The sequence below is a fragment of the Mesorhizobium sp. P2_B11 genome, from assembly GCF_056404855.1.
Genome location: NZ_JBFUDF010000014.1, coordinates 69,089 through 95,976 on the forward strand (window position 1 = coordinate 69,089; position 26,888 = coordinate 95,976).

General features: G+C 63.6%; 17 protein-coding genes. 10 read left to right on the forward strand and 7 right to left on the reverse strand.

What is annotated here, in order from left to right:
* Positions 1-284: 284 nt before the first annotated feature.
* Both mtnA and mtnK read right to left on the reverse strand, forming a co-directional pair.
* A complete protein-coding gene (mtnA, locus tag AC1DYJ_RS30525; protein ID WP_477288745.1) occupies positions 285-1,379 on the reverse strand; it encodes an S-methyl-5-thioribose-1-phosphate isomerase in 1,095 nt (364 codons plus the stop codon).
* Positions 1,376-2,650, reverse strand: coding sequence for an S-methyl-5-thioribose kinase (gene mtnK / locus AC1DYJ_RS30530; RefSeq protein ID WP_477288747.1), 1,275 nt, complete (start codon positions 2,648-2,650; stop codon positions 1,376-1,378). The genes mtnA and mtnK overlap by 4 nt, the downstream gene beginning before the upstream one ends.
* Positions 2,651-2,787: 137 nt before the next feature.
* Between mtnK and AC1DYJ_RS30535 the strand changes: the two genes are divergently transcribed.
* The 3 genes from AC1DYJ_RS30535 to AC1DYJ_RS30545 all read left to right on the forward strand — a co-directional run bounded on the left by AC1DYJ_RS30535 (position 2,788) and on the right by AC1DYJ_RS30545 (position 6,462).
* On the forward strand, positions 2,788-4,299 hold the full coding sequence (locus AC1DYJ_RS30535; protein WP_477288749.1) for a sugar ABC transporter ATP-binding protein: 1,512 nt from the start codon (positions 2,788-2,790) through the stop codon (positions 4,297-4,299).
* 66 nt (positions 4,300-4,365) lie between these two features.
* Positions 4,366-5,361 carry an ABC transporter permease gene (locus tag AC1DYJ_RS30540; RefSeq protein WP_477288751.1) on the forward strand — a complete coding sequence of 332 codons (996 nt, stop codon included), beginning with the start codon at positions 4,366-4,368 and terminating at the stop codon, positions 5,359-5,361.
* Between the two features lie 48 nt (positions 5,362-5,409).
* Positions 5,410-6,462: a substrate-binding domain-containing protein gene (locus AC1DYJ_RS30545; protein WP_477288752.1), complete on the forward strand. Its 1,053-nt coding sequence runs from the start codon at positions 5,410-5,412 to the stop codon at positions 6,460-6,462.
* 258 nt (positions 6,463-6,720) lie between these two features.
* Here AC1DYJ_RS30545 and AC1DYJ_RS30550 read toward each other — a convergent pair whose 3' ends face one another.
* From AC1DYJ_RS30550 to AC1DYJ_RS30560, 3 genes are all read right to left on the reverse strand, one after another.
* Positions 6,721-7,791, reverse strand: coding sequence for a D-alanine--D-alanine ligase family protein (locus AC1DYJ_RS30550; RefSeq protein WP_477286675.1), 1,071 nt, complete (start codon positions 7,789-7,791; stop codon positions 6,721-6,723).
* A 222-nt stretch (positions 7,792-8,013) separates the two neighbouring features.
* Complete coding sequence (locus AC1DYJ_RS30555; protein ID WP_477286677.1) at positions 8,014-10,068, reverse strand: bifunctional aldolase/short-chain dehydrogenase; 2,055 nt, start codon at positions 10,066-10,068, stop codon at positions 8,014-8,016.
* 93 nt (positions 10,069-10,161) lie between these two features.
* Positions 10,162-11,121 carry a sugar-binding transcriptional regulator gene (locus AC1DYJ_RS30560; protein WP_477286679.1) on the reverse strand — a complete coding sequence of 320 codons (960 nt, stop codon included), beginning with the start codon at positions 11,119-11,121 and terminating at the stop codon, positions 10,162-10,164.
* A gap of 190 nt (positions 11,122-11,311) precedes the next feature.
* Between AC1DYJ_RS30560 and AC1DYJ_RS30565 the strand changes: the two genes are divergently transcribed.
* From AC1DYJ_RS30565 to AC1DYJ_RS30595, 7 genes are all read left to right on the forward strand, one after another.
* Positions 11,312-12,952 carry an acyl-CoA synthetase gene (locus AC1DYJ_RS30565; protein WP_477286681.1) on the forward strand — a complete coding sequence of 547 codons (1,641 nt, stop codon included), beginning with the start codon at positions 11,312-11,314 and terminating at the stop codon, positions 12,950-12,952.
* A gap of 471 nt (positions 12,953-13,423) precedes the next feature.
* Positions 13,424-14,029: a TetR/AcrR family transcriptional regulator gene (locus AC1DYJ_RS30570; RefSeq protein ID WP_477286683.1), complete on the forward strand. Its 606-nt coding sequence runs from the start codon at positions 13,424-13,426 to the stop codon at positions 14,027-14,029.
* Positions 14,030-14,086: 57 nt separating this feature from the next.
* Positions 14,087-15,226 (forward strand): efflux RND transporter periplasmic adaptor subunit, encoded by a 1,140-nt coding sequence (locus AC1DYJ_RS30575; protein WP_477286685.1) that lies wholly within the window; start codon positions 14,087-14,089, stop codon positions 15,224-15,226.
* A gap of 252 nt (positions 15,227-15,478) precedes the next feature.
* A complete protein-coding gene (locus AC1DYJ_RS30580) occupies positions 15,479-18,619 on the forward strand; it encodes an efflux RND transporter permease subunit (RefSeq protein ID WP_477286687.1) in 3,141 nt (1,046 codons plus the stop codon).
* A gap of 113 nt (positions 18,620-18,732) precedes the next feature.
* Positions 18,733-19,074, forward strand: coding sequence for a DUF2147 domain-containing protein (locus AC1DYJ_RS30585; protein ID WP_477286689.1), 342 nt, complete (start codon positions 18,733-18,735; stop codon positions 19,072-19,074).
* A 248-nt stretch (positions 19,075-19,322) separates the two neighbouring features.
* Entirely contained in the window at positions 19,323-20,816 is a 1,494-nt protein-coding gene (locus AC1DYJ_RS30590) for an aldehyde dehydrogenase family protein (protein ID WP_477286691.1), read from the forward strand.
* A gap of 130 nt (positions 20,817-20,946) precedes the next feature.
* The gene (locus AC1DYJ_RS30595) at positions 20,947-22,302 is read left to right on the forward strand and encodes an LLM class flavin-dependent oxidoreductase (protein WP_477286692.1); all 1,356 of its coding nucleotides are present in this window, start codon (positions 20,947-20,949) and stop codon (positions 22,300-22,302) included.
* A gap of 57 nt (positions 22,303-22,359) precedes the next feature.
* Here the strand turns inward: AC1DYJ_RS30595 and AC1DYJ_RS30600 are convergent, their stop codons facing one another.
* Positions 22,360-24,069, reverse strand: coding sequence for an APC family permease (locus AC1DYJ_RS30600; RefSeq protein ID WP_477286694.1), 1,710 nt, complete (start codon positions 24,067-24,069; stop codon positions 22,360-22,362).
* A 253-nt stretch (positions 24,070-24,322) separates the two neighbouring features.
* Positions 24,323-26,692 (reverse strand): DUF1989 domain-containing protein, encoded by a 2,370-nt coding sequence (locus AC1DYJ_RS30605; RefSeq protein WP_477286696.1) that lies wholly within the window; start codon positions 26,690-26,692, stop codon positions 24,323-24,325.
* Between the last annotated feature and the right edge of the window lie 196 nt (positions 26,693-26,888).

Consider the following 26,888-nt stretch of genomic DNA (forward strand, 5'->3'; position numbering starts at 1 on the left):
GGAGATATGGATGGGGCGGAGGGGGCTGTCAATTGGCGACTGGCCAATCTCCCCCCTCGTGGGGGTTGAGGAGTGGTCCGCACAGCGGACGGAAAGCCAATTGCTTGGCTTTCCGAACGACGAAAGCCCGGCAGGGCAGAGGGGGGCGCGAAGGAATGCGGCCTATTCGTTCGTAAAGCCGGCGGATCAGAAAGTTGGCGGGCCAATCCCGGTGCTGATAAGTCGGCGGGACAGCGCCCCTCCTCTGTCCTGCCGGACATCTCCCCCACGAGGGGGGAGATCAGCTAACCCCGTTCCGGAAACATCGCCTTCAACCCTTCGCGCGACGCCTTGGCCACACCGCGCTCGGTGATCAGCCCCGTCACCAGCCGTGCCGGCGTCACGTCGAACGCAGGATTGGCCGCCGGCGTCGCTTCGGGCGAAACCCGCACCTGTGCAATCTTGCCGTCCGCCGTCTTGCCCCAGACCAGCGACACTTCATCACCCGAGCGTTCCTCGATCGGGATTTCGGCCAGCCCGTCGGCCACCGTCCAGTCGATGGTGGGCGAGGGCAGGGCGACGTAGAAGGGTACGTCATTGTCGGCGGCGGCGAGCGCCTTGAGATAGGTGCCGATCTTGTTGCAGACATCGCCATTGGCCGTCGTGCGGTCGGTGCCGACGATCACCATGTCGACTTCGCCATGCTGCATCAGGTGGCCGCCGGCATTGTCGACGATCAGCGTGTGCGGCACGCCATGCCCGGCCATCTCCCAGGCGGTGAGCTGGGCGCCCTGGTTACGGGGCCGTGTCTCGTCGACATAGACATGGACCGGAATGCCGGCCTCGACAGCGAGATAGATCGGCGACGTGGCGGTGCCGTAATCGACGGTCGCCAGCCAGCCGGCATTGCAATGGGTGAGGATGTTGACCGGCTCGCCCGGCTTCTTGCGCGCCGCAATCTCCTTGATGATTTTCAGGCCGTTCTCGCCGATGGCGCGGTTTAAGCCCACATCCTCGTCGGCAATTTCGGCAGCGCGTTTGTAGGCGGCGTCAGTGCGTTGCTCTGGCGCGAGCGGCTTCAAGGAGCGACGCATCTCGTCCAGCGCCCAGCGCAGATTGATCGCGGTCGGCCGGGTCTTGTTGAGCGTCTCCCACACCGTGTCGAGCGCGGCGTCCGACGGATCGTCCGCCATCTGGATGGCGACGCCATAGGCGGCGGTGACGCCGATCAGCGGCGCGCCGCGCACCCACATGTCGCGGATCGCCGTGGCGATGCCGGAGACGGTTCCGATCTTTTCGATGCGGAATTCATGCGGCAGCCAGCGCTGGTCGATGATCTCGATCGAACGCTTGTCGTCGCTCAGCCAGATGGTGCGATAATGGCGCTCGCCAACGTTCAAATCCTGCTCTCCCGTTCGATCAGCGCGGCGAGGTTGTTGACCTCGTCCATGCTGTAGATCTGGCGCCGGTTGACGGCGATGTGACGGCCGAATTTCAGCGCCTTGGCCTCGCAGGAGGCGCGCAGGTCCTCGTTCTCGATGGTCTCGAAATCGGCATTGTGGGCGAGGCCGAGGATGCGCCGGTGCACCTCGATGCCGGCAAAGCCGAGCAGGTCGGTCCAGATCTGATGCAGCACATGGTCGAGCGCTTGCTCCGAGGCAAGGATGTCGCCCTGATCCTCGAACAGGCTTTTCTGATAGAGCATGCCGGTGCGCTCCGTGCGCCACAGGGCCGAGAACTCGGCGCGGAACACCGACCAGGTCTCGTTGGTCACCCCGAGCAGATAGGCGCGCATCGCGTCGCGCTTGCCGTTCTGTTCATGGCCGCGCTGCGAGAAGAAGGACATCCAGAAATTGGCGAGCAGCATGCCGACGTCGAAAGCCATCGGACCGTAGAAGGCGAACTCCGGATCGATCATCCGCGTCTCGGTGTCGGTGACCATGATCGAGCCGGAATGCAGGTCGCCATGCAGCAGCGTTTCGGCGTTGGCGGCAAACAGATGCTTCAGCCGCTGCGCCTCGACCTTGAGGTCACGGTCGGCGCGCAACTCGGCGACCAGGCCGTCGAGCTGCGGCGAGGTGTGCCGGTTCAGCTTGGCGTCGAAATAGGGGTCGGAAAACACCAGATCCTCGGTGATGCCGCAGAGTTCGACATTGTCTGCGAACAGCGCCAGATCGGCCTTGCGGTCCTTGGTCGGCATCGAAAAATCGGAGCCGCGGAACAAGGTGCGGGCCATGAACAGGCCGATATCCCTGGCGATGTTCGGCAACTGGCGGCCGTCGATCAGGGCGCGGCGCAGGATGATATGCGGCGGCGCCAGATACTCCATGATGATCAGCGCCTGGGCCTCATCGAAATGGTAGATCGCCGGCACCGAGCCGGGCGCGCGGGCTTCCTGCCTCGTCAGTGCGTGATATTCGAAAAAGGAACGCTTCAGCGGCAGCGGCCAGCTGTCGCCGACGAGGCGGACATAGGGCAGGGCCTGTTTGACGATCGCCCCGCCCGATGCGCCCTCGACGATGAAGACGAGGTTGAGATTGCCGTCGCCGACCTCTCGCACCTTCCAGGCGCTCGTGTCTTTGCCAATCCTGGCGCACAGCGCTTCGTTCGTACCGAGGCGCGTAGCAAGCGTCTCCACCGACAGTGCTTCGAACGGCAATTTCCCAGTCATTCCTCACCCTCGCGCTTGGTCGCTCCGATCATAGAGGAGCGATGGCGGCGGGGCCAAGCTAGGAAGCTGTCTGGCAATTGTCAATCGAGTTGACAATTGATGATATAGCCCATAGCGTCATCGTCAGGGAGGAACGAATGGGCAATGATGCCGTGTTCCGCGTGGACGGGCTGAGGAAGTCCTTCGGCCATATCGAGGTGCTTGGCGGCGTCTCGCTCGAATTGCATGCCGGTGAGATCACCGTGCTGATGGGCGCCAATGGCGCCGGCAAATCCACCCTCGTGAAAATCATCAGCGGCGTTTACGACCATGCCGGCGGCACCATGCACCTCGCTGGCGAAAACTTCGCGCCGAACACGCCGGCCGAAGCGATCCGCGCCGGCGTCGTCACCGTGCATCAAAACATCAATGACGGCGTCGTCGCCGACCTCGATGTCGCCACCAATCTGACGCTCGACCGGCTGAGCGGCAAAGGCGCGCCGCTGCTGTTCAACCCCGGCCGTGTGCGCCGCGAGGCGAGGGCGGTCGCCGAGCGCATGGGGCTCGCCATGGATCTGAAGGCGCGCGTCAGCGATCTGTCGCTGGCCGATCGCCAGATGGTTGCCATCGCGCGCGCCATGGCGCACCAGCCGAAAGTGCTGATCCTCGACGAACCGACCTCGTCGCTCTCCAGCGCCGAGGCCGACAGGCTGTTTGCGCTGCTCGACCGGCTGCGCGAGCAGGGCGTCGCCATCCTCTACATCTCGCACCGCATGTCCGATATCAGGCGGCTTGCCGACCGCATCGTGTCGATGCGCGACGGCGTCATCTCTGGCGCCTTCGACACCAAGCCGCTCGACTACGAAGGCGCGGTCAACGCCATGCTCGGCCGCAAGATCCACCTCGACCGGATCGAAGCCAGAAGCTCCATCAAGCCGGTGCTGACCATTGAGGGCCTGCGCATCGCACCCGGCAGCCGGCCGATCTCGCTGGCGCTCGGCGACGGCGAGGTCGTCGCTATCACCGGTCTCGTCGGCGTCGGCAAGACCGCATTGGCCGAAACACTCTTCGGCCTGCGCAAGCCGCTGTCAGGCACGATGACTTTGAACGGCAAGCCGTATGCGCCTGATACAACAGGCGATGCCATTGCCGCCGGCGTGTTCCTGGTCGCCAAGGACCGTGGCGAAAACGGCATTGTCGGCGGCTTCAACATCCAGGAGAACATCAGCCTTCCCTTCCACAAGCGCATGTCGCGCTTTGCCGTTCTCAAGCGCGGCCTCGAACGTACGACCGCGCGTCGCCAGATCGAGGACCTCGGCATCGTCTGCCGCTCGGAGAGGGACGAGATGATGACGCTGTCGGGCGGCAACCAGCAGAAGGTGATGGTTGCGCGCTGGATGGCGCAGGCAGCGACACTGTTCATCCTCGACGAACCGTTCCAGGGCGTCGACATCTCGGCCAGGCGCGACATCGCCGCCAAGCTGAGAGCAAGCGCCAATGGCCGCGCCACGCTTTTGTTCGTCACCGAACTCGACGAAGCACTGGAGACGGCCGACCGCATCCTGGTGATGTCCGAACAGACCATCGTCGGCGAGCACCGCAACGCCGATGTCGATCTCGATCGCCTGCTGGCCGAAGTCGCCGGCGGACCGCTGCACAGTGCGGCCTGAGCAAAGAAATATGAGATTTGGAATGAAGCGCATGGGTTTGAGTTCTTTGGAAATGGCGGGCGCTGAATGACGCTGCGCGACTACGCCATCCGTTATGGGTTCATCGTACTTCTGTTCGGCCTGATCGCGTATTTCGCCATCGCCGCCGACGGGTTCGTCTCGCCGCAAAGTGCCGTCTTCATTTTCCAGTCGGTCGCCATCACCGGCGTGCTGGCGCTCGGTGTCACCGCCACGCTCGTCGTCGGCGGCTTCGACCTGTCGATCGGTTCGGTCGCGACGTCGGCCATGATGGCGGCGGCCTATGTCATGGTGGTGCTGGAGCAGAATGTTGTCGTCGCGGTCGTCGTTTGCCTGCTCATCGGCGCCATTGTCGGCCTGATCAATGGCTGGCTGATCGTCTACATGCGCGTGCCCGATCTGCTGGCGACGCTCGGCATGATGTTCCTGCTGGTGGGCCTGCAGCGCATCCCGACCGAGGGGCGCTCGATCGCCACGGGCATGACCATGCCCGACGGCTCGGTCGCCAACGGCAAGTTCGCCGATGCTTTCCTGGCGCTCGGCCGCCATCGCTTCGACTTCTTCATTCCGAACCTCATTCCGGTGTCGGTCGTGGTGCTCCTCGTGCTCGCCGTGCTGATCTGGTTCTTCCTCGAATACACACGCTTCGGCCGCATGATGTACGCCGTCGGCTCCAATGAGCGCGCCGCCGAACTCGCCGGTGCGCCTGTCAAGGCATACAAAATCTGGGCCTATGTCATTTCAGGAGTTTTTGCCTCGATCGGCGGGATTTTGCTCGCCGCACGGCTTGGACGCGGTGACATCGCCTCGGGTAATAATCTGCTGCTCGATGCGGTTGCCGCGGCGCTGATCGGCTACGCGGTGCTCGGCGCCGCCAAGCCGAACGCCTTCGGCACCGCCGTCGGCGCGCTGTTCGTCGGCATCCTGCTGCAAGGCCTGACGATGATGAACGCGCCTTACTACACGCAGGATTTCGTCAAGGGCGTGGTTCTGGTCGTCGCCCTTGTCTTCACCTTCGCCCTGTCGGGCAGGGGTCGGAGATAGTTTTGGCCGGAACAGGAATTTTTTGAGTTCAACAAACGGAGGAAAAACGTGAACATCACAAGACGACTTCTGGGGAAGGTCGCGCTCGGACTGGCCGGCGCAACAATGCTGATGCAGGTCCCGGCCTTTGCCGCCGACAAGCCGGCGCCGTTCGACAAGCCGGGCGTCAAGATCGCGCTGGTGCGCTATCTCTCGACCGGCGATTTCTTCCAGGCTTATCTCTCGGGTGTCGAGTCGCAATCGAAGGCCCTCGGCATCGATCTGCGCGTGCTCGACAGCCGCCAGGATGCGGCCCTTCAATCCGACATGGTCGACCAGGCCATCGCGCTTGGCGTGCAGGGCATCATCATCCAGCACGGCCTGACGGAATCGATGAAGGACGCCGCGCAGCGCGCGGTCGATGCCGGCATCAAGGTGGTGGCTTTCGACGTCAACGTCGAAAACCCGAAAATCCCGCAGATCGAACAGTCCGACAAAGACCTCGCCCGCCTCGCGCTCGAGCAGGCGGTCAAGGACAATGGCGAAAGCTGGAACGCCGGCTATGTCTATGTCGCCGGCATCGCGCCGCTTGACCGCCGCAACGAGACCTGGGTCGACGTGAAGAAGAAATATGCCGGCATCAAGGAAGTCGCGATGTTCGGCACGCTCGACAACCCGATCGCCAACTCCGTCGCCAACCAGGCGCGCTCGGTGCTGCAGGCGCATCCGGACATCAATGTGATGTTCGCGCCCTATGACGAATTCGCCAAAGGCGTGAAGATCGCCGTCGACGAGGCGGGCTCGAACAAGAAGATCAAGATCTATTCGGCCGACATCTCGACCTCGGATATTGCCGCGATGCGCGAGACCGACAGCGCCTGGGCAGCCACTGCCGCTACCAACCCGGCCGTCGTCGGCCAGGTCTCGGTGCGCGCGCTGGCACAGCTGCTCGCCGGTGAAGATCCCGGCCACAACGTCATCGTGCCGCCGACGCTGATCACCCAGAAAGACCTGATCGACAAGGACATCAAGAACATGGAAGACCTGTCGGCCAAGCTGCCGCAGTTCGCCCATGCCGATGTCGCCATGCCGGCCTGGATGCCGAACCCGAACGCGAAGTAGGGTCTGATAAAAGCGAAAGGGGAGCCGTCGACCCCCACTCCGTCGAGCTTCGCTCGACACCTCTCCCCCGATCGACGGGGGAGAGGAAAGGCGCGAGCATATGCAGGCTGGCTCCCTTCCTCTCCCTCCGGAGGGGGGAGAGGTGGTGCCGCGAAGCGGCGACGGAGTGGGGGAAGGCGCTCCTGAAACGCGCACTCGCCGAAAAACAGGCACAACCCAGCAAGCACGAAAACTCAGGCAAGCAGTTAAAGCCGACCTTCAGCCCGACCGCCCGGCACGCGCCAACCCATGCGCGACCAGCCGGTCGATCACCTCAGGATAGCTGATGCCACTTGCCGCCATCGCCTTGGCGTACATGCTGATGTTGGTGAAGCCGGGGATGGTGTTGAGCTCGTTGATCAGGAATGTCATGTCCGGCATCAGGAAGAAGTCGACGCGCGCCATCGCGTCGCAACCGATGGCTCGGAAAGCTTTTGCCGCCATGGCGCGCATGGCTGCCTCGACCTCAGGCGGCAGCTCGGCCGGCACGATCAGGGCCGCGCCATTCTCGTCGATGTATTTGGCGTTATAATTGTAGAAGCCATGGCTTTCCGCCGGCACGATCTCTCCCGGCCGCGAGACGAAGAGTTCGCCTGCGGGGCTTTCCAGCACGCTGTACTCGATCTCGCGGCCGCGAATGAATTCCTCAGCCAGTAGCTTGCGATCGTGCTGGAAGGCTTCGCCAAGTGCCCGCTCGAATTCCTGGCTGCCATTGACCTTGGCGACGCCGACCGACGAGCCTTGCCGCGCCGGCTTGATGAAGATTGGCAGGCCAAGCTGGTCTTCCAGAGCGGCGAGCGAAGGCGCCGCACCGTCCTCGATGGTCACCGATCGCGCGACCGGCACTCCGGCAGCTTTCAGCAGCCGCTTGGCGATGTCCTTGTCGAGCGCGGCGGCCGAACCCAGTATGCCGCAGCCGGCGAGCGGTACGCGCGCCACCTCGGCCAGCCCCTGCACGGCGCCGTCCTCGCCATGCAGGCCGTGCAGCACCGGAAACAGGATGTCCATGGCGGGCAGGTCGTGGGGCGCACCGCTAGCGGGGATCGCCAGCATCCGCCCATGTCCGCCAGGCACCAGGCAGAGCTGCGCCCCGTCAGACGGTGTCGCCAGCGCGCCGTCCTTGAAGTGGCTCAGCAGCCATTGCCCCTCACGGGTGACGAAGATCGGAACGGCATCGTATTTCGCCGGATTCAGCGCGGCCATGACATTGGTTGCCGACAGCAGCGAAACCTCATGCTCGGCGGAGCGCCCGCCAAAGAGCACGCCGATACGAAGTCTTTTCGCGGCCATAAACAACTCCACCAAGGATCAGGGTTGGAGCTCGCATGCGAAACACATGGCACCCCAGAAACTGGTCGAGCAATAAGCGAAGGATTGGAGTGGGATTTTGACCGGTTCGAGCAGTTTTTCAGCACGAGGCGCAAAAGCGATTTTCCGCCTGGAGTTCGCCCAAGACCGGAAGGTCGAGCGGTTCGCCGTTTGATGAAACGATGAACCGCTCCAGACCTATGTTCAGCGAAGCGCCGCCGCGATGTTGCCGCCGTCGACCGTGGTGACATCGGCGGTGGTGCGCTCGGCCAGGGCATGGTGCAGGAAGGCCTGCGCCACGTCGTCGGCCGTCACTTCCTGTCCAAGCAGATTGCCGGACATGTATTCCTTCTCCGACACGCCGCGCGCGCCGGAGCGGCTGGCGATCATGGCGTCGGTCAACAGGCCGGAGCGGATACGGTCGGCGTTGACCGCATTGGAGCGGATACCATAGGCGCCGTAGTCGAGCGCATATTGCCGGGACAGGAAAAGCGTCGCCGCCTTCGGCACGCCATAGGCGCCGAATTTCGGGCCGGGATTGACCGCCTGCTTGGAGGTGTTGAACAGAAGCACGCCGCCCGTGCCCTGTTCCAGCATGATGCGCACCGCGTTCTGCGCCGCCGACTGGTGGGCGAAGAAGTTGAGCTCGAAACTCTTGCGCAGCAGCGCGTCGTCGAGTTCGCCGATGCGGCCTTCCCAGGCGGCCCCTGCATTGGAGACGAGAATGTCGACGCCACCATAGACGGCGACCGCCTTGTCGAAAGCGGCGCGCAGCTCGACAGGGTTGGTGATGTCGGCGCCGACGCCGATCGAATTGTTGCCGGCCGCCTTTGCAGCCTCGGCTGCCTTTGCCGCATCGAGATCGACAACCACGGCATGCGCGCCATTGGCGGCGAACAGCTTGGCTGTCGCAGCACCGATCGCACCGGCGCCGCCGGTGATCAGCACCACCTGGCCGCTCAGCGGCTTCGGCTTGTTGGAGGCAAGCTTGGCCTGCTCCAGCGACCAGTATTCGAGCGGGAAGAGATCGGCCTTGGACAGCGGATGGAAGCTGCCGACAGCCTCGGCGCCGCGCACCGCCTCGATCCACATCTCGCCGACATCGGAGGCGATCTTCGCATCCTTCAGCGTGCGGCCATGGCCGAACATGCCGAGGCCGGGAACCAGCGTCAGCCGCGGCATCGGGTCGAGCATGGTGCGCTTGACGTCGTCCAGTGCGTCATTGGCTTCGAAATAGGCGCGGTAGTCCTTGGCGAAGGCGTCGACATGGCTCTTGATGACGGCCTTGTAGTCGCCAGCCTTGTTGGCGTCCGGCGCCGGCACCGCCATCGGCCCGGTCTTGATGCGGATCGACAGGTCGGGCGTCGACACGCCACGCGCGGCGTAGTCGGCAATGCCGGCCGCGTTGATGAAATCGACAATCGCATCCGAGGTGCGGAAATCGCTGATCATGCGGTCGAAGCGGCCTTCGCCGCGCGATACCGCGACAGCGCCGCGCAGCGCCGGTGCGATGGAGGCCGGTGTCGAAAGCTTTGCCGGCAGCGCGGCCTTGGCCGGCTGCGGCTTGCCGTGCTTCGCCACATAGTCCTCGGCGACGTTCACATAGTGGATCATCCGGTCGTAGGCCTGCCTGGCATCGTCGCCGAAGGTGAAGATGCCGTGCTTGTCGAGGATCAGGCCCTCGACGCTGGGATCGGCGTCGTAGACATCGGCCGCCACCTTGGCGAGGTCGAAGCCCGGTTTGATGTAGGGCACGTAACCCATCTTGTCGCCGAACACGGTTCTGATCAGCGGCTTGCTGTCCGCCTGGTCGACAATGGCGAGGATTGCGGTCGAATGGGTGTGGTCGACGAATTTGTGCGGCAGGAAGGCGTGCAGCAGCGTCTCGACCGAAGGGTTGGGCGAGGCGGGGTCGATCAGGTTCGCCCGCTGCAGCGCCACCATGTCCTCGTCGGCGAGGCTGGCCAGCGCGCGCGCTTTCAAGAGCGCGCCCATCTTCACCGCCGGCAGGCCTTGCGGCTCGATGACGCCCATGTCCCAGCCGCTGCCCTTGACGCACAGCACATCCCATTCGTCGCCGACGAGATCGGTCGCCTTGGTCTTGCAGGAGGTGTTGCCGCCGCCATGCAGAACCAGCCGCGGCTCGCCGCCGAGCAGCCGGGTCGTGTAGACGCGCAGCGCGAGGTCGCGGGCCACGCCCTTTTTCGCATAGTCGGCAACCAGCTTCTCCGCGTCGCCATCATTCCAAAGGTTCTTCATGTCGCTTTGTCCGCTTTGTGTTTGTTGTGTTGGTGTGAACAGGAATGGCACGACGCCTTGATGACAATGCGCCGGCTGCAGGGATTTCGTTGATCAGGAAGCCTTTTGCGCTCCCGCATGGTCGAGCAGCCGACGCGCCATGCTGGCACCGACGACCAGATGCGTGCAAAGCCCGCCGGCGAGTGCGGCGAGCAGCGGTTCGAACTTGCTCTCTTCCTGCACCACCATCAGCCGCTTTTCGATCTGCCGCAGTGACGACAGGGATGCCGAGATGACGCGCCTGTTATAGCTGCAGTCGAGCGCCTTTCCTGAGGCATCGATGATCTGGCCGGCGATGACGCCGGCGGCACCCACCTCGCGCAACAGGGTCATCTCGCCGGGGCTCAGCGCGCCGCATTTGACGACATGGCTGTCGCCGTCGACCGTACCGACCGAATAGAGCGCCAGATCGCAATTGCTGATATCGGCCAATTGTTCGCGGATCACCGGCTCGGCGCGCAGGCCATGCGCCAGCAATTCCGTCGTCAGCACCAGTGGCGCGTAGAAATTCAGGCCCTTGGCGTTGAGCCGCCGGGCGATTTCCATCGTGCATTGGTCGGGGCGGTAGGAGTAGGGCGCGCCGAGATTGCCGCAGAGCTGCACCACGGTGACGTCCTGCAGGTCGGCATAGGACATGACGTCGGCGATTGTGTAGACGGTACGGCCCCAGGCGACGCCGATGCGGTCGCCCTTCTTGACCAGTTCGAGAAAGACACTTGCCGCCAGCACCGCAATGTCGGTCGACGGGTCGAGGACGTAGTCGTTCTCCGGCGCGATCCACACCGCATCGAGCTTCAGCGCGTCCTCGAGCTGGCGCGCCAGCACGTCGTCGGTGAAAAGCTGCGTCGAGGTCGAGATGTTGACGATGCCGGTTTCGCGCGCCTTGCGCAGATACATGGCGACCGAAGCGCGGGAAATGTTAAGTTGGCTGGCGACCTGGTCCTGGCGCAGACCATGGGCATAATAGAGCCAGGCGGCCTTATGGATAAGCTGTTCTGCCGGTCGGATCGCCATGCCGTCTCCTCGGCTGACATTATTCACGGCTCTCGACAAAAGTCAAATTCGCCTGGGTACACTGTACCTTCTTGCCCACAGAATCTGGATGATCCTTGCGCCAAATGCGCCCGGTCGGGAATCGCTGATGGTGACGCGGCCCGAACCTGTGGTTAGAAGTTCTCAACAAAGAAAATTCGGGGAGAACGGGATGGGCAATGCCTACGATCAGGATCTCGGCAAGAACGCCGCCAATCATCAGCCACTGACGCCACTCACCTATCTGGAGCGGGCGGCAAAGACCTATCCCGATCATGTCGCCATCATCCATGGCGGCCAGCGCATCACCTATCGCACCTTCTGGCAGCGCTCGCTGAAGCTCGCCTCGGCGCTGTCGAAGCACGGCATCGGCAAGGGCGATACCGTCACCGTGATGCTATCCAACACGCCGCCGATGCTGGAGGCGCATTTCGGCGTGCCGATGACCAGGGCGGTGCTGCATTCGCTCAACACCCGCCTCGATGCCGCCGTCATCGCCTTTCAGCTCGACCATGCCGAGACCAAGGTGCTGATCGTCGATCGCGAATTTTCCTCCACCGTGAGGGACGCGCTGGCGCAGGCCAAGGTGAAGCCGCTCGTCATCGACTATGACGACCCGGACTACGCCGCCGATGCGCCCTATCCGAAGGGCGAGCGGATCGGCGCGGTCGACTATGAGGCGTTCGTCGCCGGCGGCGACGCGGACTATGCCTGGTCGATGCCGGACGATGAATGGGACGCCATCTCGCTCAACTACACCTCTGGCACGACAGGCAATCCCAAAGGCGTCGTCTACCATCATCGCGGTGCTGCCCTGATGGCCTACACCAACACCATCCATGCCGGCATGGCCAAGCACGCCGTCTATCTCTGGACGCTGCCGATGTTCCACTGCAATGGCTGGTGCTTTCCGTGGACGCTGGCCGTCCAGGCAGGCACCCATGTCTGCCTGCGCTGGGTGCGGCCGAAGCCGATCTACGATGCAATCGCCGATCACGGCGTCACCCACCTGTGCGGTGCGCCGGTCGTCATGTCGGTGCTGATCAACGCCAGGGAGGAGGACAAGCGGACCTTCCCGCAGACCGTCACCTTCAACACCGCGGCAGCGCCGCCGCCGGAAGCCGTGCTGTCGGGCATGGCCGACGCCGGCTTTGCCGTCACCCATCTCTATGGCCTGACCGAGACCTATGGCCCGGCGGTGGTCAACGAATGGCACAGCGCCTGGGACGACCTCGACAAGGGAGCCAAGGCGCAGAAGAAGGCCAGGCAAGGCGTGCGCTATGCCGCGCTCGAAGGGCTGACGGTGATGGACCCCGAAACGATGCAGGAGACGCCGGCCGACGGCGAGACCATCGGCGAGGTCATGTTCCGCGGCAACATCGTCATGAAAGGCTATCTGAAGAACAGAAAGGCCACCGACGAAGCCTTTGCCGGCGGCTGGTTCCATTCCGGCGACCTCGGCGTCATGCACCCCGACGGCTACATCCAGCTCAAGGACCGCTCCAAAGACATCATCATCTCCGGTGGCGAGAACATTTCGTCGATCGAAGTCGAGGACGCGCTCTACAAGCATCCATCTGTGGCATCCTGTGGCGTGGTGGCCCGGGCGGACGACAAATGGGGCGAGGTGCCGGTCGCCTATGTCGAGCTGAAGCCCGGCAAACCGGCGAGCGAGGCCGAGATCATCGACCACTGCCGCGCGCTGCTTGCCCGCTTCAAGGTGCCGAAGGCGGTGATTTTTGCCGAGATCCCGAAGACGTCGACCGGGAAGATCCAGAAGTTCCGGCTAAGGGAAATGGCGAAGATAGGGTGAGCGGGCACCATTGGTGCTCTCTTGCGGCTATGACATTTTTGGCTACCACATTCGTGGTTAGTCCGAGCCCTCCGCGACTTCGTCATCCTAGGGTGGAGCAGTCGCGAAGCGACGTCGCGGAAACCCTAGGATCCATGCCGTGACCTTGCGGCAGTGCTCCGGCAGTCGAGAATGGCTGCGTGGGATGGCAGGCCGTCGATCGGCGTAACGTCTTGATACCGCTGCATTCTTCGACATGCGTCGCGGCATGGATCCTAGGGTCTGCGCCGCGTCGCTGCGCTCCTTGCTTCGCCCTAGGATGACGAATTCTGGGGGCGGTCGCCAATCGCGACTTGTCGGCTTCGACCACCACCTCATGTCACCATCTGTCACCAATTATACACGTACGTCGATTCTGCGTTGACACCTCTCTCTTTTCGATTTACGACTGACGAAAATTGAAATTCGTCACTCGTTAATTGACAGAGAGCCATGTCCGAAGCCGCCAGCATAACGGTCGACGCCGCCCGCCAGGAGAATGTCACCCGCATTCTCGACTGCGCCGAGCGCCTCTTCCGCCACTATGGTTATGGCAAGACCAATGTTGCCGACATCGCTCGCGAACTCGGCATGTCGCCGGCCAACATCTACCGTTTCTTCGCCTCCAAGGTCGAAATCCACCAGGCCGTCTGCGGCCGCATGCTGCTCGCCAGCTACAATATGGCTTACGCGATCATGCACCTGCCGTTAGGCGCCGAGGAGCGGCTGCGGCGCTATATCCATGCGCAGTACAAGATGACGCTGGAAGTCATGCTCGACGACCAGAAGGTCCACGAGATGGTGATCGTCGCGCTCGAGCGTGACTGGGGCGTCATCGACAAGCATATCGACAGCATTCACGACCTGTTTGCCGAGGTGATCCGCGAGGGCATCGAGGCCGGCGAATTCAGGGACCAGGATCCGGTCATCGCATCGCGCTGCTTCGGTGCTGCCACCGTCATTCTGTGCCACCCGCAAATGGTGGCGCAGTGCCTTGCCAAGACCAATCGGGCGATGCCCGACGACCTCATCGATTACGCGATCAAGGCCCTGAAATAATAGCCGCGCCCGCCGGGCGCCGGTGTCGACCGTTCATCTCCAGTCGGGAGTACGAAAGTGTCTTTGTCCAGTTCCATCCTCCGCAAGCTGCCGGTCGCCGGCCTGATCGTCGCCACGCTCGGGCTCGCCGCCTGCAGCCAGGAAAAGGCCGAAGTCCAGGACATCATCCGTCCGGTCAAGGTGGTCGAGATCGGCCAGGCGCAAAACAGCCGCGAACTTGCCTATTCCGGCTCGGTGCGCGCCCGCACCGAAATGAATCTCGGCTTTCGCATCTCGGGCAAGGTCACCCAGCGCCTCGTCGATATCGGCCAGCATGTGACCTCGGGCGATGTGCTCGCCCGTATCGATCCCACCGACTACGAGCTTTCGGTCAAGAGCGCCAAGGCCAACCTCGATGCCGCCGAGCGGCAGGTCGAGACGGTTGACCTGTCCCGCAAGCGCGCCGAGCAGCTTTTTGCCAAGAACTTCACCTCGAAGTCGCAGCTCGAACAGGCGACGCTGAGCTACAACCAGGCGGTGGCGAGCCGCGATGCCGCCCGCTCCACCCTTGCCCAGGCGCAGAACCAGGTCGTCTATACCGATCTCAAGGCGAGCGAGAATGGCATCGTCACGGCGGTCTCCGCCGATGTCGGCCAGGTGGTCGGCGCCGGAACGCCCGTCATGACGGTTGCCGTCGACGGCGAAAAGGAAGTGCTGATCGCGGTTCCCGAAATGGACATCGCCGCCTTCAAGCCGGGCAAGGATGTCACGGCGAGCTTCTGGTCGGACGATGCGCTGAAGCTCTCCGGCAAGGTTCGCGAAGTCGCCGGCAGCGCCGACCAGCAGTCGCGCACCTTTGCCGTCCGCGTCTCGCTGCCCGACGATCCGCGCGTGCTGCTCGGCATGACCGCCAACATCGAGGCTTCGGTGGCCAAGAAGCAGGAGATGGTGTCGATCCCGCTCAGCGCGCTGGCGGAAAAGGATGGCCGCAAGATTGTCTGGACCGTCGACCGCGCCGGCGAGACTGTGCATGAGCGCCCGGTCAAGGTTGCGGAGTTTACCGCCGACGGCGTGAGTGTCACCGATGGGCTGAAGCCGGGTGATGTCGTCGTTGCCGCCGGTACCCAGTTCATGACCGAGAATCTCAAGGTCAAGCTGACCGGCGACGCGGTGCAGGCCGCCTCCGCGGAAGGCGACGCCGCAAAGGCCGTGCGCTGACGGCAAGGCGCATGAGGCCGGCTTGATCGTCGCTTCGGCGAAACGGGCTGGCGAAGCATTCAAGGTTTCCGGGCGGCGAGCGCCCGATGGTCGAGACGCCAAGGTCGAGTTCCCCCGCATCGATCCACGCGTCCCACCGCGATGAGAGTCTCTCCGCTCGGAAAGCCTCGCCGCCCGGAAGCCAGCATCGGAAATCCTGAAGCCGCATGCCGAGGGTGTGCGCAGACGATCAACGAATTGGACTTAACGCCGATGACCACCACCGACAACAGTGAAAAGCGGCCCTTCAATCTTTCGCGCTGGGCCATCGGCCATCCCTCGATCGCCCGCTTCCTGTTCGGCCTGATCATCATTGCCGGCGGGCTCGGCCTGATGCGCATGGGCCAGAAGGAAGACCCCGATTTCACCTTCCGCGTCATGGTTGTCCAGGCGATCTGGCCGGGCTCCTCGATCCAGGAGATGGAAGACCAGGTCGTCAACAAGATCGAGCGCAAGCTGCAGGAAACGCCGCATCTCGATTTCGTCCGTTCCTACACGCGCGCCGGCAGCGCCATCATCACCGTCCAGATCAAGGGCGACACCAATGCCGAGGAGGTGAAGGACGCCTTCTACCAGGTGCGCAAGAAGGTCGGCGATATCTCGGGCGACCTGCCGCAAGGCCTGCTCGGCCCCTATTTCAACGACGAGTTCGGCGACACCTTCATCACCCTGCATTCGATCAGCGGCGATGGCTACTCCTATCCCGAGCTGAAGAAGTTCGCCATCCAGGCGCGCGACATGCTGCTGACGACGCCGGGCGTCGAGAAGGCCGTCATCATCGGCGACCAGCCGGAGAAGATCTATATCGACATCTCGTCCAAGGCGCTGGCCGAACGCGGCCTGACGCTGACCGACCTGCAGAACGCCATCAAGGGCCAGAACAATGTCGATCCGGCAGGCTCGGTCGACACCGGCCTGCGCTCGGTGCGCATCTCGGTCGAAGGCGATGTGACCAAGGCAGCCGACATCAGGGAATTGCGCCTGCGCGCCGGCGGCCAGGTGACGCGTCTCGGCGACATCGCCACCGTATCCTCCGGCCTCGAGGATCCCTATCAGCGCAAGTACCGCTTCAACGGCCACGAAAGCGTCCAGGTCGGTGTCGTCATGGCCAAGGGCTTCAACGTCACCGATGTCGGCAAGGATGTCGAAGCGACCTACAAGCGTTTTGAGGAGGCGCTACCTTATGGTGCTTCGGTCGACCAGATCTCCGACCAGCCGGAAGTCGTGCGCGATGCGGTGAAGGAGTTCATGGAGGCGCTCGGCGAAGCGCTGCTGATCGTGCTTGCGGTGTCACTGCTGTCGATCGGCTGGCGCTCCGGCCTGGTCATCGCCATCGCCATTCCGCTGGTGCTCGCCGCCACCTTCGCCATCATGTACGAGCTCGGCATCGACCTGCAGCGCATTTCGCTCGGCGCGCTGATCATTGCGCTGGGTCTCCTCGTCGACGACGCCATGATCGTCGTCGAAATGATGGAGCGCAAGCTGGAGGAGGGGCTGGTCAAGATCGAAGCGGCGAGCTTCGCCTATTCCTCGACCGCCTTCCCGATGCTGACCGGCACGCTGATCACCACCGCCGGCTTCATCCCGGTCGGCTTCGCCGCCTCCACGGCCGGCGAATATGTGCGCACGCTGTTCTATGTCGTCGGCATCGCGCTGGTCGTGTCCTGGTTCGTCGCGGTCTATTTCACGCCGTGGCTCGGCTACATGATCCTCAAGCAGAGGAAACACGCCGGCGGCGATCATCACGACGCCTTCGACACCGGCTTCTACCGTCGCTTGCGTGCGACGGTCGGCTGGGCGGTGCGCCATCGCATCATCGTTCTGGTGATGACGCTGGTGACGTTCGCCACCAGCCTGTGGGCGTTCCAGTTCATTCCGCAGAACTTCTTTCCGCAGTCGTCGCGTCCTGAAATCCTGGTCGATCTCTGGCTGCCTGAGGGAACCTCGATCAAGGAGGTGGAGACGCAGGCCAAGGCGCTGGAAGCCAAGATGATGGGCGACACCGACAAGCGCTTCATCGCCACCTATATCGGCGAGGGCGCGCCGCGCTTCTTCCTGCCGCTCGACCAGCAATTGCGCAACCCGAACTATGCGCAGCTCCTGGTGATGGCCAATGACGAGCCGGCGCGCGAGCGGCTGATCCTCAAGCTGCGCTCAATCCTGGCGCAGGATTTCCCCTCGATCCGTTCCAAGGTCGACCGCCTGTTCCTGGGACCGCCGACCGGCTGGCCGGTGCAGATGCGCGTCATGGGTCCGGACCGCCAGGAGGTGCGCCGCATAGCCGACCAGGTGAAGGCCAAGTTCACCGAAAATCCGCTGCTCGCCGCAGTCCATGACGACTGGCTGGAGCCGGTGCCGGCGATGAAGCTGGTCATCGATCAGGACCGGGCGCGAGCGCTCGGCGTCACTTCGCAGCGCATTCGCCAGATGCTGCAGGCGTCCATGTCCGGTGCGCCGCTGGACGACTTCCGCGACGGCGAGGAGACGGTGTCCATCGTCGCTCGCGAACCGGATGCCAGCCGCAACCTGCTGTCGTCGGTCGACTCGGTCTATATCCCGACCGATTTCGGCGGCTTCGTTCCGCTGTCGCAGGTCGCCAAGGTGGTGCCGGTGCTCGAGCAGGGTGTCGAATGGCGGCGCGACCGTCTGCCGACCATCTCGGTGCGCGCAACGCTGCCCGACGGCGTCCAGTCGAACGATGTCGTCACCAAGCTCTACAACGACATGCAGGGCATGCGCGCCGGCCTGGCGCCGGGCTACAAGATCGAGATCCAGGGCGGTGCGGAGGATTCCGCCGAAAGCCAGGCCTCGATCGCCGCCAAGGCGCCGGTCATGCTGGCCATCATCGTTGTGCTGTTGATGATCCAGCTGCAGCATTTCGGCAAGGCGATGCTGGTGCTGGCCACCGGTCCGCTCGGAATCATCGGCGCGGCGGCAGCATTGCTGATCAGCGGCGCGCCGTTCGGCTTCGTCGCCATCCTTGGCGTCATTGCGCTGCTCGGCATCATTATGCGCAACTCGATCATTCTGGTCGATCAGATCGACCAGGACATAGCCCGAGGCATGGACCGATCGGAGGCCATCATCGGCTCGGCCGTGCGCCGTTTCCGGCCCATCGTGCTCACCGCAATGACGGCGGTGCTGGCGCTGATCCCGATCTCGCGCGCCGTGTTCTGGGGGCCGCTCGCCTACGCCATGATGGGCGGCATCCTGGTTGCCACCGTGCTCACCATCCTGGTGCTGCCGGCCGGCTACGCCCTGTTCTTCGGCCGTGAGCCGAAGAAGGCCAAGGAGCCGGCGGGCGAGGCGGTGCAGGACAATGAGCGGCCGCAACTGGCCCTCGCTGCGGAATAGGCCTGAACGGAAACGGTGAAGCGCTCCGGATTGCGCCACGGCGGGCGCCGTCCTAAGAAATGGTGTCGGCACCATTGCCGCGATGTGCCTCGCTGATTTTCCCGGGAGCTTTTATGAGACTGCTGCATTTGCCTGTCGTGATGGCCGTGCTGGTGGCGCCTGCCGTTGCGCGGGCCGATTCCATCGAGGGGGAGTGGAGGACGGCTGACACATCCATCGCCCGTATCCATGCATGCGGTGACCGTTTCTGCATTGTGATGAAAACCGGGGACTGGCCAGGGAAGGAGATCGGTCGCCTTCAGGCGCAGGGGTTTGGCAACTATCTCGGCACTGTCACCGATCCGCGTGACAACAAGACCTATTCGGGACGCGCCACCCTGGTCGGCAACACGCTCAAGCTCGTGGGCTGTGCGCTCAAGATCTTCTGCCAGACGGAAGTCTGGTCTCGACGCTAGAGCAATTCCAGGAAAAGTGTGAGCGGTTTTCCGTCCGGAATTGCGTCAAAACAATGAGATAGAGCGATAGCTGGAGCGTTATTTCCTTCCGGGAGGAAAGCGCCGCGGCGCTGGCAGCCGTGTACATCCTGCTGGCGCATAGGCTGCGCCTTTGGAAAAATGCTAGAACGCCGTACCTTTGATATCAGGCGTTCTGGCCTTCTCCTTGCGGGTTGGCCATGTGCCGGCCTGTTGCGTGGAGGATGATCATGACCCTGGCCCAGACCTCGATCGCCCTGCGCCTGCCGATCGACGGACGCCATCGCCAGATGTTCATCGACGGCGCCTGGGTCGATGCCGCCTCGGGTCGGACCATGGAAACCCGCAATCCGGCGACTGGTGCCGTCATCGCGACCGTGCCGCGTGGCGACCGTCAGGACATAGATATTGCAGTGGCCGCGGCGCGGAAAGCCTTCGACGGGCCGTGGAGCCGGTTCAAGCCCTATGAGCGGCAGGTGCTGCTGCTGAAGATCGCCGATCTCTTCGAAAAGCACTGGGAAGAGATCAGCCGCTCCGACACGACGGACATGGGCATGCCGATCGTGCGCACCCGCGCCAACCGCAACCGCGTCATAGGCATGCTGCGTTACTACGCGGGGATGGCGACGGCGCTGCATGGCGAGACCATCGACAATTCGCTGGCCGGCGAGATCGTCTCCTTCACCCGCAAGGAGCCGGTCGGCGTCGTCGGCGCCATCATCCCCTGGAACGCGCCGACCGCCGCGTCGATCTGGAAGATCGGCCCGGCCCTCGCCACCGGCTGCACCATCGTTCTGAAACCGTCGGAAGAGGCGCCGCTGACGCCGCTGCTGATCGCCGACATCATGAGCGAGGCCGGCGTGCCCGCGGGCGTCGTCAACATCGTCACCGGCACCGGCGCCGAGGCGGGTGCAGCGCTCGCAGAACATCTGGGCGTCGACAAGATCGTCTTCACCGGCTCGACCGCGACCGGCCAGTCGATCGTGCGCGCCTCGGCCGGCAATCTGAAGCGCGTCTCGCTGGAGCTCGGCGGCAAGTCGCCGGTCATCGTCTGCGCCGATGCCGATCTCGACAAGGCCGTGCCGGTGGCGGCGATGTCGGTGTTCGCCAATTCCGGCCAGATCTGCATTGCCGGCTCGCGCCTGTTCGTTGAGCGCTCCATCCATGACGAGTTCGTCGGCCGGCTCGCCGCTTACGCAGAAAGTCTCAAGATCGGCGACGGCATCGACCCGGCAACGGAGATCGGCCCGCTCGTCTCACTGCGACAGCTCGAACGGGTGACGGGTTACCTTGAAGCCGGATCGGCGGAAGGCGCACGGCTGGTGACCGGGGGTACCCGCCTCACGCAAGGCACGCTCGCCGCCGGCAATTTCGTCGCGCCGACCGTCTTTGCCGGCGTCTCCGACGACATGAAAATCGCGCGTGAGGAAATTTTTGGCCCGGTCATTTCGGCGCTACCCTTCGACACGCTGGATGAGGCGGTCGAGCGCGCCAACAACACGCCCTACGGCCTTGCCGCCGGGGTGTTCACCCAGAACGTCGCCACCGCGCACCAGCTGTCGCGAAAAATCCGTGCCGGCTCGGTCTGGGTCAACACCTATCACGCCATCGATCCGGCGGTGCCCTTCGGCGGCTACAAGATGAGCGGCTACGGCCGCGAGGGCGGCGCCGAGCACCTTGGCGAATATCTCAACACCAAGGGTGTGTTCATCAAAATAGATTGAACGGCCTCCGGTTGGAAAATGCTCCGCAACAAGGGTTTTGCAAAACGGAATTCCTTTCCAGGACGGCAAAGCCGTCCGATCCTGCCTAAATATGGAGCGATAAAGCTCGTCGACCTCAGGTGATCATCCCATGGCAGACAAAAAACAATTGCGGCTCGGCGCCTTCATGCGCCCCGTCAGTCTTCACACCGGCGCCTGGCGCTATCCCGGTTCTTATCCCGACGCCAATTTCAACTTCGCCCATCTGAAGCGCTTCGCGCAGACGCTGGAAGCGGCGAAGTTCGACGCCTTCTTCATGGCCGACCATCTGGCCGTGCTCAACATGCCGATCGAGGCACTGCGGCGCAGCCACACGGTGACGTCGTTCGAGCCGTTCACGCTGCTGTCGGCGCTCGCCGCCGTCACCGACCATATCGGCTTGGTCGCCACCGCCTCGACGACCTTCGACGCGCCCTACCACATCGCCCGCCGCTTTGCTTCGCTAGACCATATCAGCGGCGGCCGCGCCGGCTGGAACATCGTCACCACGTCCAATCCCGATGCCGCACTGAACTTCGGCCTCGACGAACATGTCGAGCATGACGAGCGCTATCACAATGCGCGCGAATTCTACGATGTCGTGACCGGCCTGTGGGACAGCTTTGCCGATGACGCCTTCATCCGCGATGCCGAAAGCGGGCTCTATTTCGATCCCGCCAAACTGCATGTGCTCAACCACAAGGGCGAGCATCTCTCTGTGCGCGGCCCGCTCAACATTGCCCGTCCCGTGCAGGGCTGGCCGGTCATCGTTCAGGCCGGCGCGTCGGAGGCTGGGCGACAGCTGGCGGCCGAAACGGCTGAAGTGATTTTTGCTGCTCATTCCGATCTCGCCGCCGGGCAACGCTTCTTTGCCGATGTCAAAGGCAGGGCCGAAAAGCTCGGCCGATCGCGCGACGATATCAAGATCCTGCCCGGCGCCTTCGTCATCGTCGGCGACAGTGTCGAGGAGGCGCAGGCCAAGCGCGCCAAGCTCGACAGCCTGGTCTACTACGAGAGCGGCATTGCCTCGCTGTCGATCGCGCTCGGCCACGACGCATCCCATTTCGATCCGGACGCGCCCTTGCCTGAGATACCCGAGACCAATGCCTCGAAGAGCGGCCGCGAGCGCGTCATCGAACTCGCGCGGACCGAGAATCTCACCGTCCGCCAACTGGCGCAGCGGCTCGGCGGCTATTCCGGCCTTGCCTTTGTCGGCACGCCGAAAACCATTGCCGACGCAATGGAGGAATGGCTCGTTGCTGAGGGGTCCGACGGCTTTAACGTCATGTTCCCCTATCTGCCCGCCGGGCTAGACGACTTCGCCGAGAAGGTGGTGCCCGAGCTGCAGCGGCGCGGCCTCTTCCGGCGCGAATATGAGGGCACGACCTTGCGCGAGAATCTCGGCCTGAAGCGGCCGCCGAACCGGTTCTTCGAAGGCGAGGAAGCGGCGATCCGCAAGGCTGGCTAAGGTTGCAAAAGAAATGGGCGCGCCGAAGCGCGCCCATTCCTTTTCAAACCATCGTCGTCAGATGACGAAGTACCAGTTGGCCAGCAGCATCACCACCACGCCGGCGACCAGTGTCAGATAGGGCAGCATGCCTGCCTTCTTGACTGAGAGGTCAGCGCCCGCCATCCCGAGATCGGCCAGCATGTGGTCGGGGAACTTGCCCTTGTCCTGGATGTAGTGGCGGAAGCAGAACACCGGGATGATCAGCGCTGCGGTGATCAGGCCGGCCCACAGCGCCATCGGGTTCCACACCTTGGCGCCGGCGCCCATGAAGATGGCGTTGACATAGGCGAAGATGGCGCCGAGGCCGAGCAGCCAGCTCGGCGCCCGCCACGGCCGGTTGATGTGGCCGTTGTCGATGCGGTGGATCCAGCCGGCATTGAGGTTGAGGAAGTTGAAGATGATGTAGCCGCAATTCGACACGGCGAGGATGAAGAAGAAGCTCGTCGCATCGGCCGAGGCGATGGCCAGCACGATCAGGTTGAAGCAGAGGTCCGTCCACATCGCCCGCGTCGGCGCGCCGTGTTCGTTGACATGGCTGAGATAGCGCGGCAGCCAGCCGTCGACTGAGCCCTGGTAGAGCGTGCGCGAGGAGCCCGCCATCGCCGTCATGATGCAGAGCACCAGCGCCAGGATCATCAGCATGACCAACAGGCTGTGGATCAGTGCGCCGCCGCCGACCATGCCGGCCAGTGCGTCCGCAACGCCCGAGCCGTCGACGATCGGCGTCGCCAGCATGCCGTTCAGGCCAAGCACGCCCTGGAAGGTGAAGGGCACCAGGATGAACAACAGCATGCAGAGCAGGCCGGAATAGAAGATCGCCTTGAACGTGTCGGTGCCGGGGTTCTTGAACTCGGAGGTATAGCAGACGGCCGTTTCGAAGCCGTAGGTCGACCATGCGGCGATGAACATGCCGCCCAGCACCAGCGTCCAACCGGCAATGTTCCACGAGCCGGGCTCCGGCGCGTAGGCGGCGGCGAGCGGCACCAGCGGCGAAAAGTTGGCCCAGTTGATCTGGCCGGTGACGATCGGCACGACGCCGACGATCAGCATCGGGATGATGACCAAGAGGCCGATATATTTCTGCACATTGGCGGTGCCGAGAATGCCGCGATGCTGGATGGCGAAGATGATCAGCATCAGCACCGCGCCGATGAAGAAGGTGGCGTTAAGCGTGAACGAGACCGGGCCAAGTGTGTGGCTGAACAAGGTCCAGGTGCGGATCGCTGGCGTCGCCGCGGCTGCCACTGCGGCAATCGCATCGGCGGGCGCCGTGCCGACATGCGCGGCGATGTAGGCGACCACTTCCGGCGAGGTCTCGGTGAAGATCGGCACCGGCGCCAGCGCGTTGAGGATGTAGGCGGCGGCGATCGAGCAGCCGAGCGACAGCACCGGCGACCAGGCGAACCAGTTGCACCACACCGACAGCGGCGCGATGAATTTCGAATAACGCAGCCAGGCGGTGGCGCCGTAGATCGAGGCGCCGCCCGACTTGTTCGGGAACAGGCCGGCGATCTCGGCATAGGTGAAGGATTGCAGGAAGCCCATGATCATGGAGGCGATCCAGATCCCGAAGGCCAGCGTTCCGGTGGTTCCGGCAATGCCGCCGATCGAAAACAGGACCAGCGCTGGAACGCCGCTCGCCACCCAGAAGGCGCCGCGCCAGTCGATGTTCCGGTGCAGCTTGCCTTCCGCAGGCTGCTCCAGGGCCGTGCTTATCGTGCTCATGTCAGTGAATTCCCCTTTTTTGTGTTCCCGGCCGGCGATGCCTCGGCTTCGCGAAGCTTGTTCCCCGGCAAATGACTGCACGACTCCGGTGTTTCCACTCAGTCGTATTTTTTTCTTAACAGTGAACATTGATCCGGCGCGCTTTCGCGTCAAGCGATTTGTGATGTCGTGCACATCACGCTTGCGAAACACGGCTTCAGCCGACACCAACAGCAGCCGGCGAAGCTGTTCCGTCCGCGCTTGAAGGCATCGATCAGGAGCGCGGCTTGGTCTTCTGCGGATCGTAGTGAGCGAAGGCCACCACCCGCGCCGGCAGCCGCTTGGCGTGGCCGTCGAGCTTGCCGATCTCGACCTCTGTGCCGATGGCCGCGTGGGTGACGTCGAGCCTGGCCAGCGCGATGTTCTTGTTCAGCACCGGCGAGCGCATGCCCGAGGTGACGACGCCGATCTGGGCGCGGCCGACATGCACGCAATCGCCATGTCCCACAGCGACATTGCTGTCGATGTCGAGCCCGACCAGCTTGTGCTGCGGATGTTCCTTGCGCCGGATCAGCGCCTCGCGGCCGATGAAATCGTCGGTCTTGGTTTTCAGCGGCACGGTAAAGCCGATGCCGGCTTCGAACGGGTCGGTCTGGTCGGAGAATTCGTAACCGGCGAAGATCAGCCCGGCCTCGATGCGCACCATATCGAGCCCCTGCAGGCCCATCGGCTTCAGCCCGTGCGGCTGGCCGGCCTCCCAGATGGCATCGAAGACTTTCTCGGCGTCGCGCGGGTGACACCAGATTTCGTAACCGAGTTCGCCCGTATAGCCGGTGCGCGAGACCACGACCGGAATGCCGTTGCCGCCGCCGATGCGCGCCACCGCGAAACGGAACCATTCGAGCTCGTCGATCGAGGGCTGCACGGGCGAGGTCCAGATCACGTCGCGCAAGATGTCGCGGCTCTTGGGCCCTTGCACGGCGACATTGTGCATCTGGTCGGTCGACGAGCGCACCAGCACGTTGAGGCCAAGTTTTTTTGCCGTCTCGCGCAGCCATTCGCCGGACAGGTCGTCGCCGCCGACCCAGCGGAAATTATCCTTGCCGAGCCGCAGCAGCGTGCCGTCGTCGATCATGCCGCCATGCTCGTAGCACATGGCGGAATAGACGACCTGGCCGACGCCGAGTTTCTTGACGTCGCGGGTCAGCGTGTATTGCAGCAGCGCTTCGGAATCCGGGCCGGTGACTTCGAACTTGCGCAGCGGCGACAGGTCCATGATCACAGCATCCTGCCGGCAGGCCCAGTATTCGGCGATCGGCCCTTCCTTGGCGAAGGAATTGGCGAGCCAATAGCCCCTGTATTCGGCGAAGTTGCGGGTGTGCTTGGCGAAGGATGAGTGGAAAGCGGTCTCGCGGGTCATTTTCGGTTCCGAATCGGGCGTCATGCGTCTGGCGATCGCTCGCGAGAATTTGTGCTGGCCGGAATAGGAGCGCACGTGGATGTCGGTGAGGTCCCAGCCATTGGCGGGCGTGGTGTCGTCGGGGCAGGCGGAGGAGACACAGACGATGTCGGTCAGCGCTCGCAGCAGCACATAGTCGCCGGCCCGTGACCATGGCTCGTCCGACACCATGACGCCATGCGCGTCGATCGCCGTGTTGAAGAAGAAGTTGATCGCCATCCAGCCGGCGCGGGCATTGACGCCCTTGTCGGCCAGCGCGCGGTTGAAGTTCTCCGAGCAGTTGGTGTGGCCGGGATAGCCGATGTCGTCATAATATTTCGCCGCGCAGGCCAGCGCGAAGGCGTCGTGCCGGCCGCATGTGTCCTGCACCACTTCGACCAGCGGCTCCATGTCCTGGTCGTAATATTTCGAATGCAGGCCAGGCATCGGATAGCTCGACCCCATCAGCGTGCGCGTCGTGGTCACGTCGAGCGGATGGTCGAGGCCTTTGTCCAGCTTGCGCGCCGAGAAGCATTGGAAGTCGGTGCACTGGCGGCCGTCGACATCGATGATCTGCAGATAGTCGCCCGCCTTGACGAAATAGGATTCGGCGGTTGCCGAATTCACCCTGAGATCGAGCACCGGATCGGCGAGCGGGTCACTGAGCTGCGACTTCGATTTCAGGCGCACCGTGGCACGGCGCACGATCACGGTGAGCGGCGTGGCCGTGTCGTGGCCGTCGACCAGCATCGGCCCGCCGGGGGCGGCGATCAGCAAGCCGCCATCGCGCGCGACAGTGAATGCCTGCTCGGTTCCGGCCGGCGTTGCGCCGCCGAAGACGCGCACCGCCTTGGCCTGGTCGAGCTGCACTTGCCGCCGCTCGAGCCCGCGTCGCACGGAGGCGAGGCTGTCATCGCTCTCGGCCAGCAGCGCCTTGATGCCGGCTGCGTTGCTGTTGGATTTCTCGCCGAAGATGGAAGGATCGGTAGCGCCCGACTTGTCCCAAGCCAAAAGCTCGCAAGCCTGCCCGCCTTCGACATTGCGCACGCTGACCATATCGCCGGCCTCGACCTCGATCAGCACCGCGCCATTGCCCTGGATGGTATAGCGCTCCATGCCGGGCGGCAACGCGATCTGACCCGGCCTCAGGATGAGGCTGGGGCGCGGCGGTCCGGCTGTGATTGTGGGGTAGGGCGACTGGCTCATCTCAACTCGGGTTTCGAGAAACAAGTTTGCCTGTGTGTGAAATTATTTTAGCTGTAAGAATAGCAGCGCGGTTGGGTTTGGCAAGGCGAAGGTGACGTAAGCTCCCCCTTCTCCCCCTGTGGGAGAAGGTGTCGCCGAAGGCGACGGATGAGGGGTGTTCCAGAGACCGCCAACGTCTCACTCCGCTGGAACACCC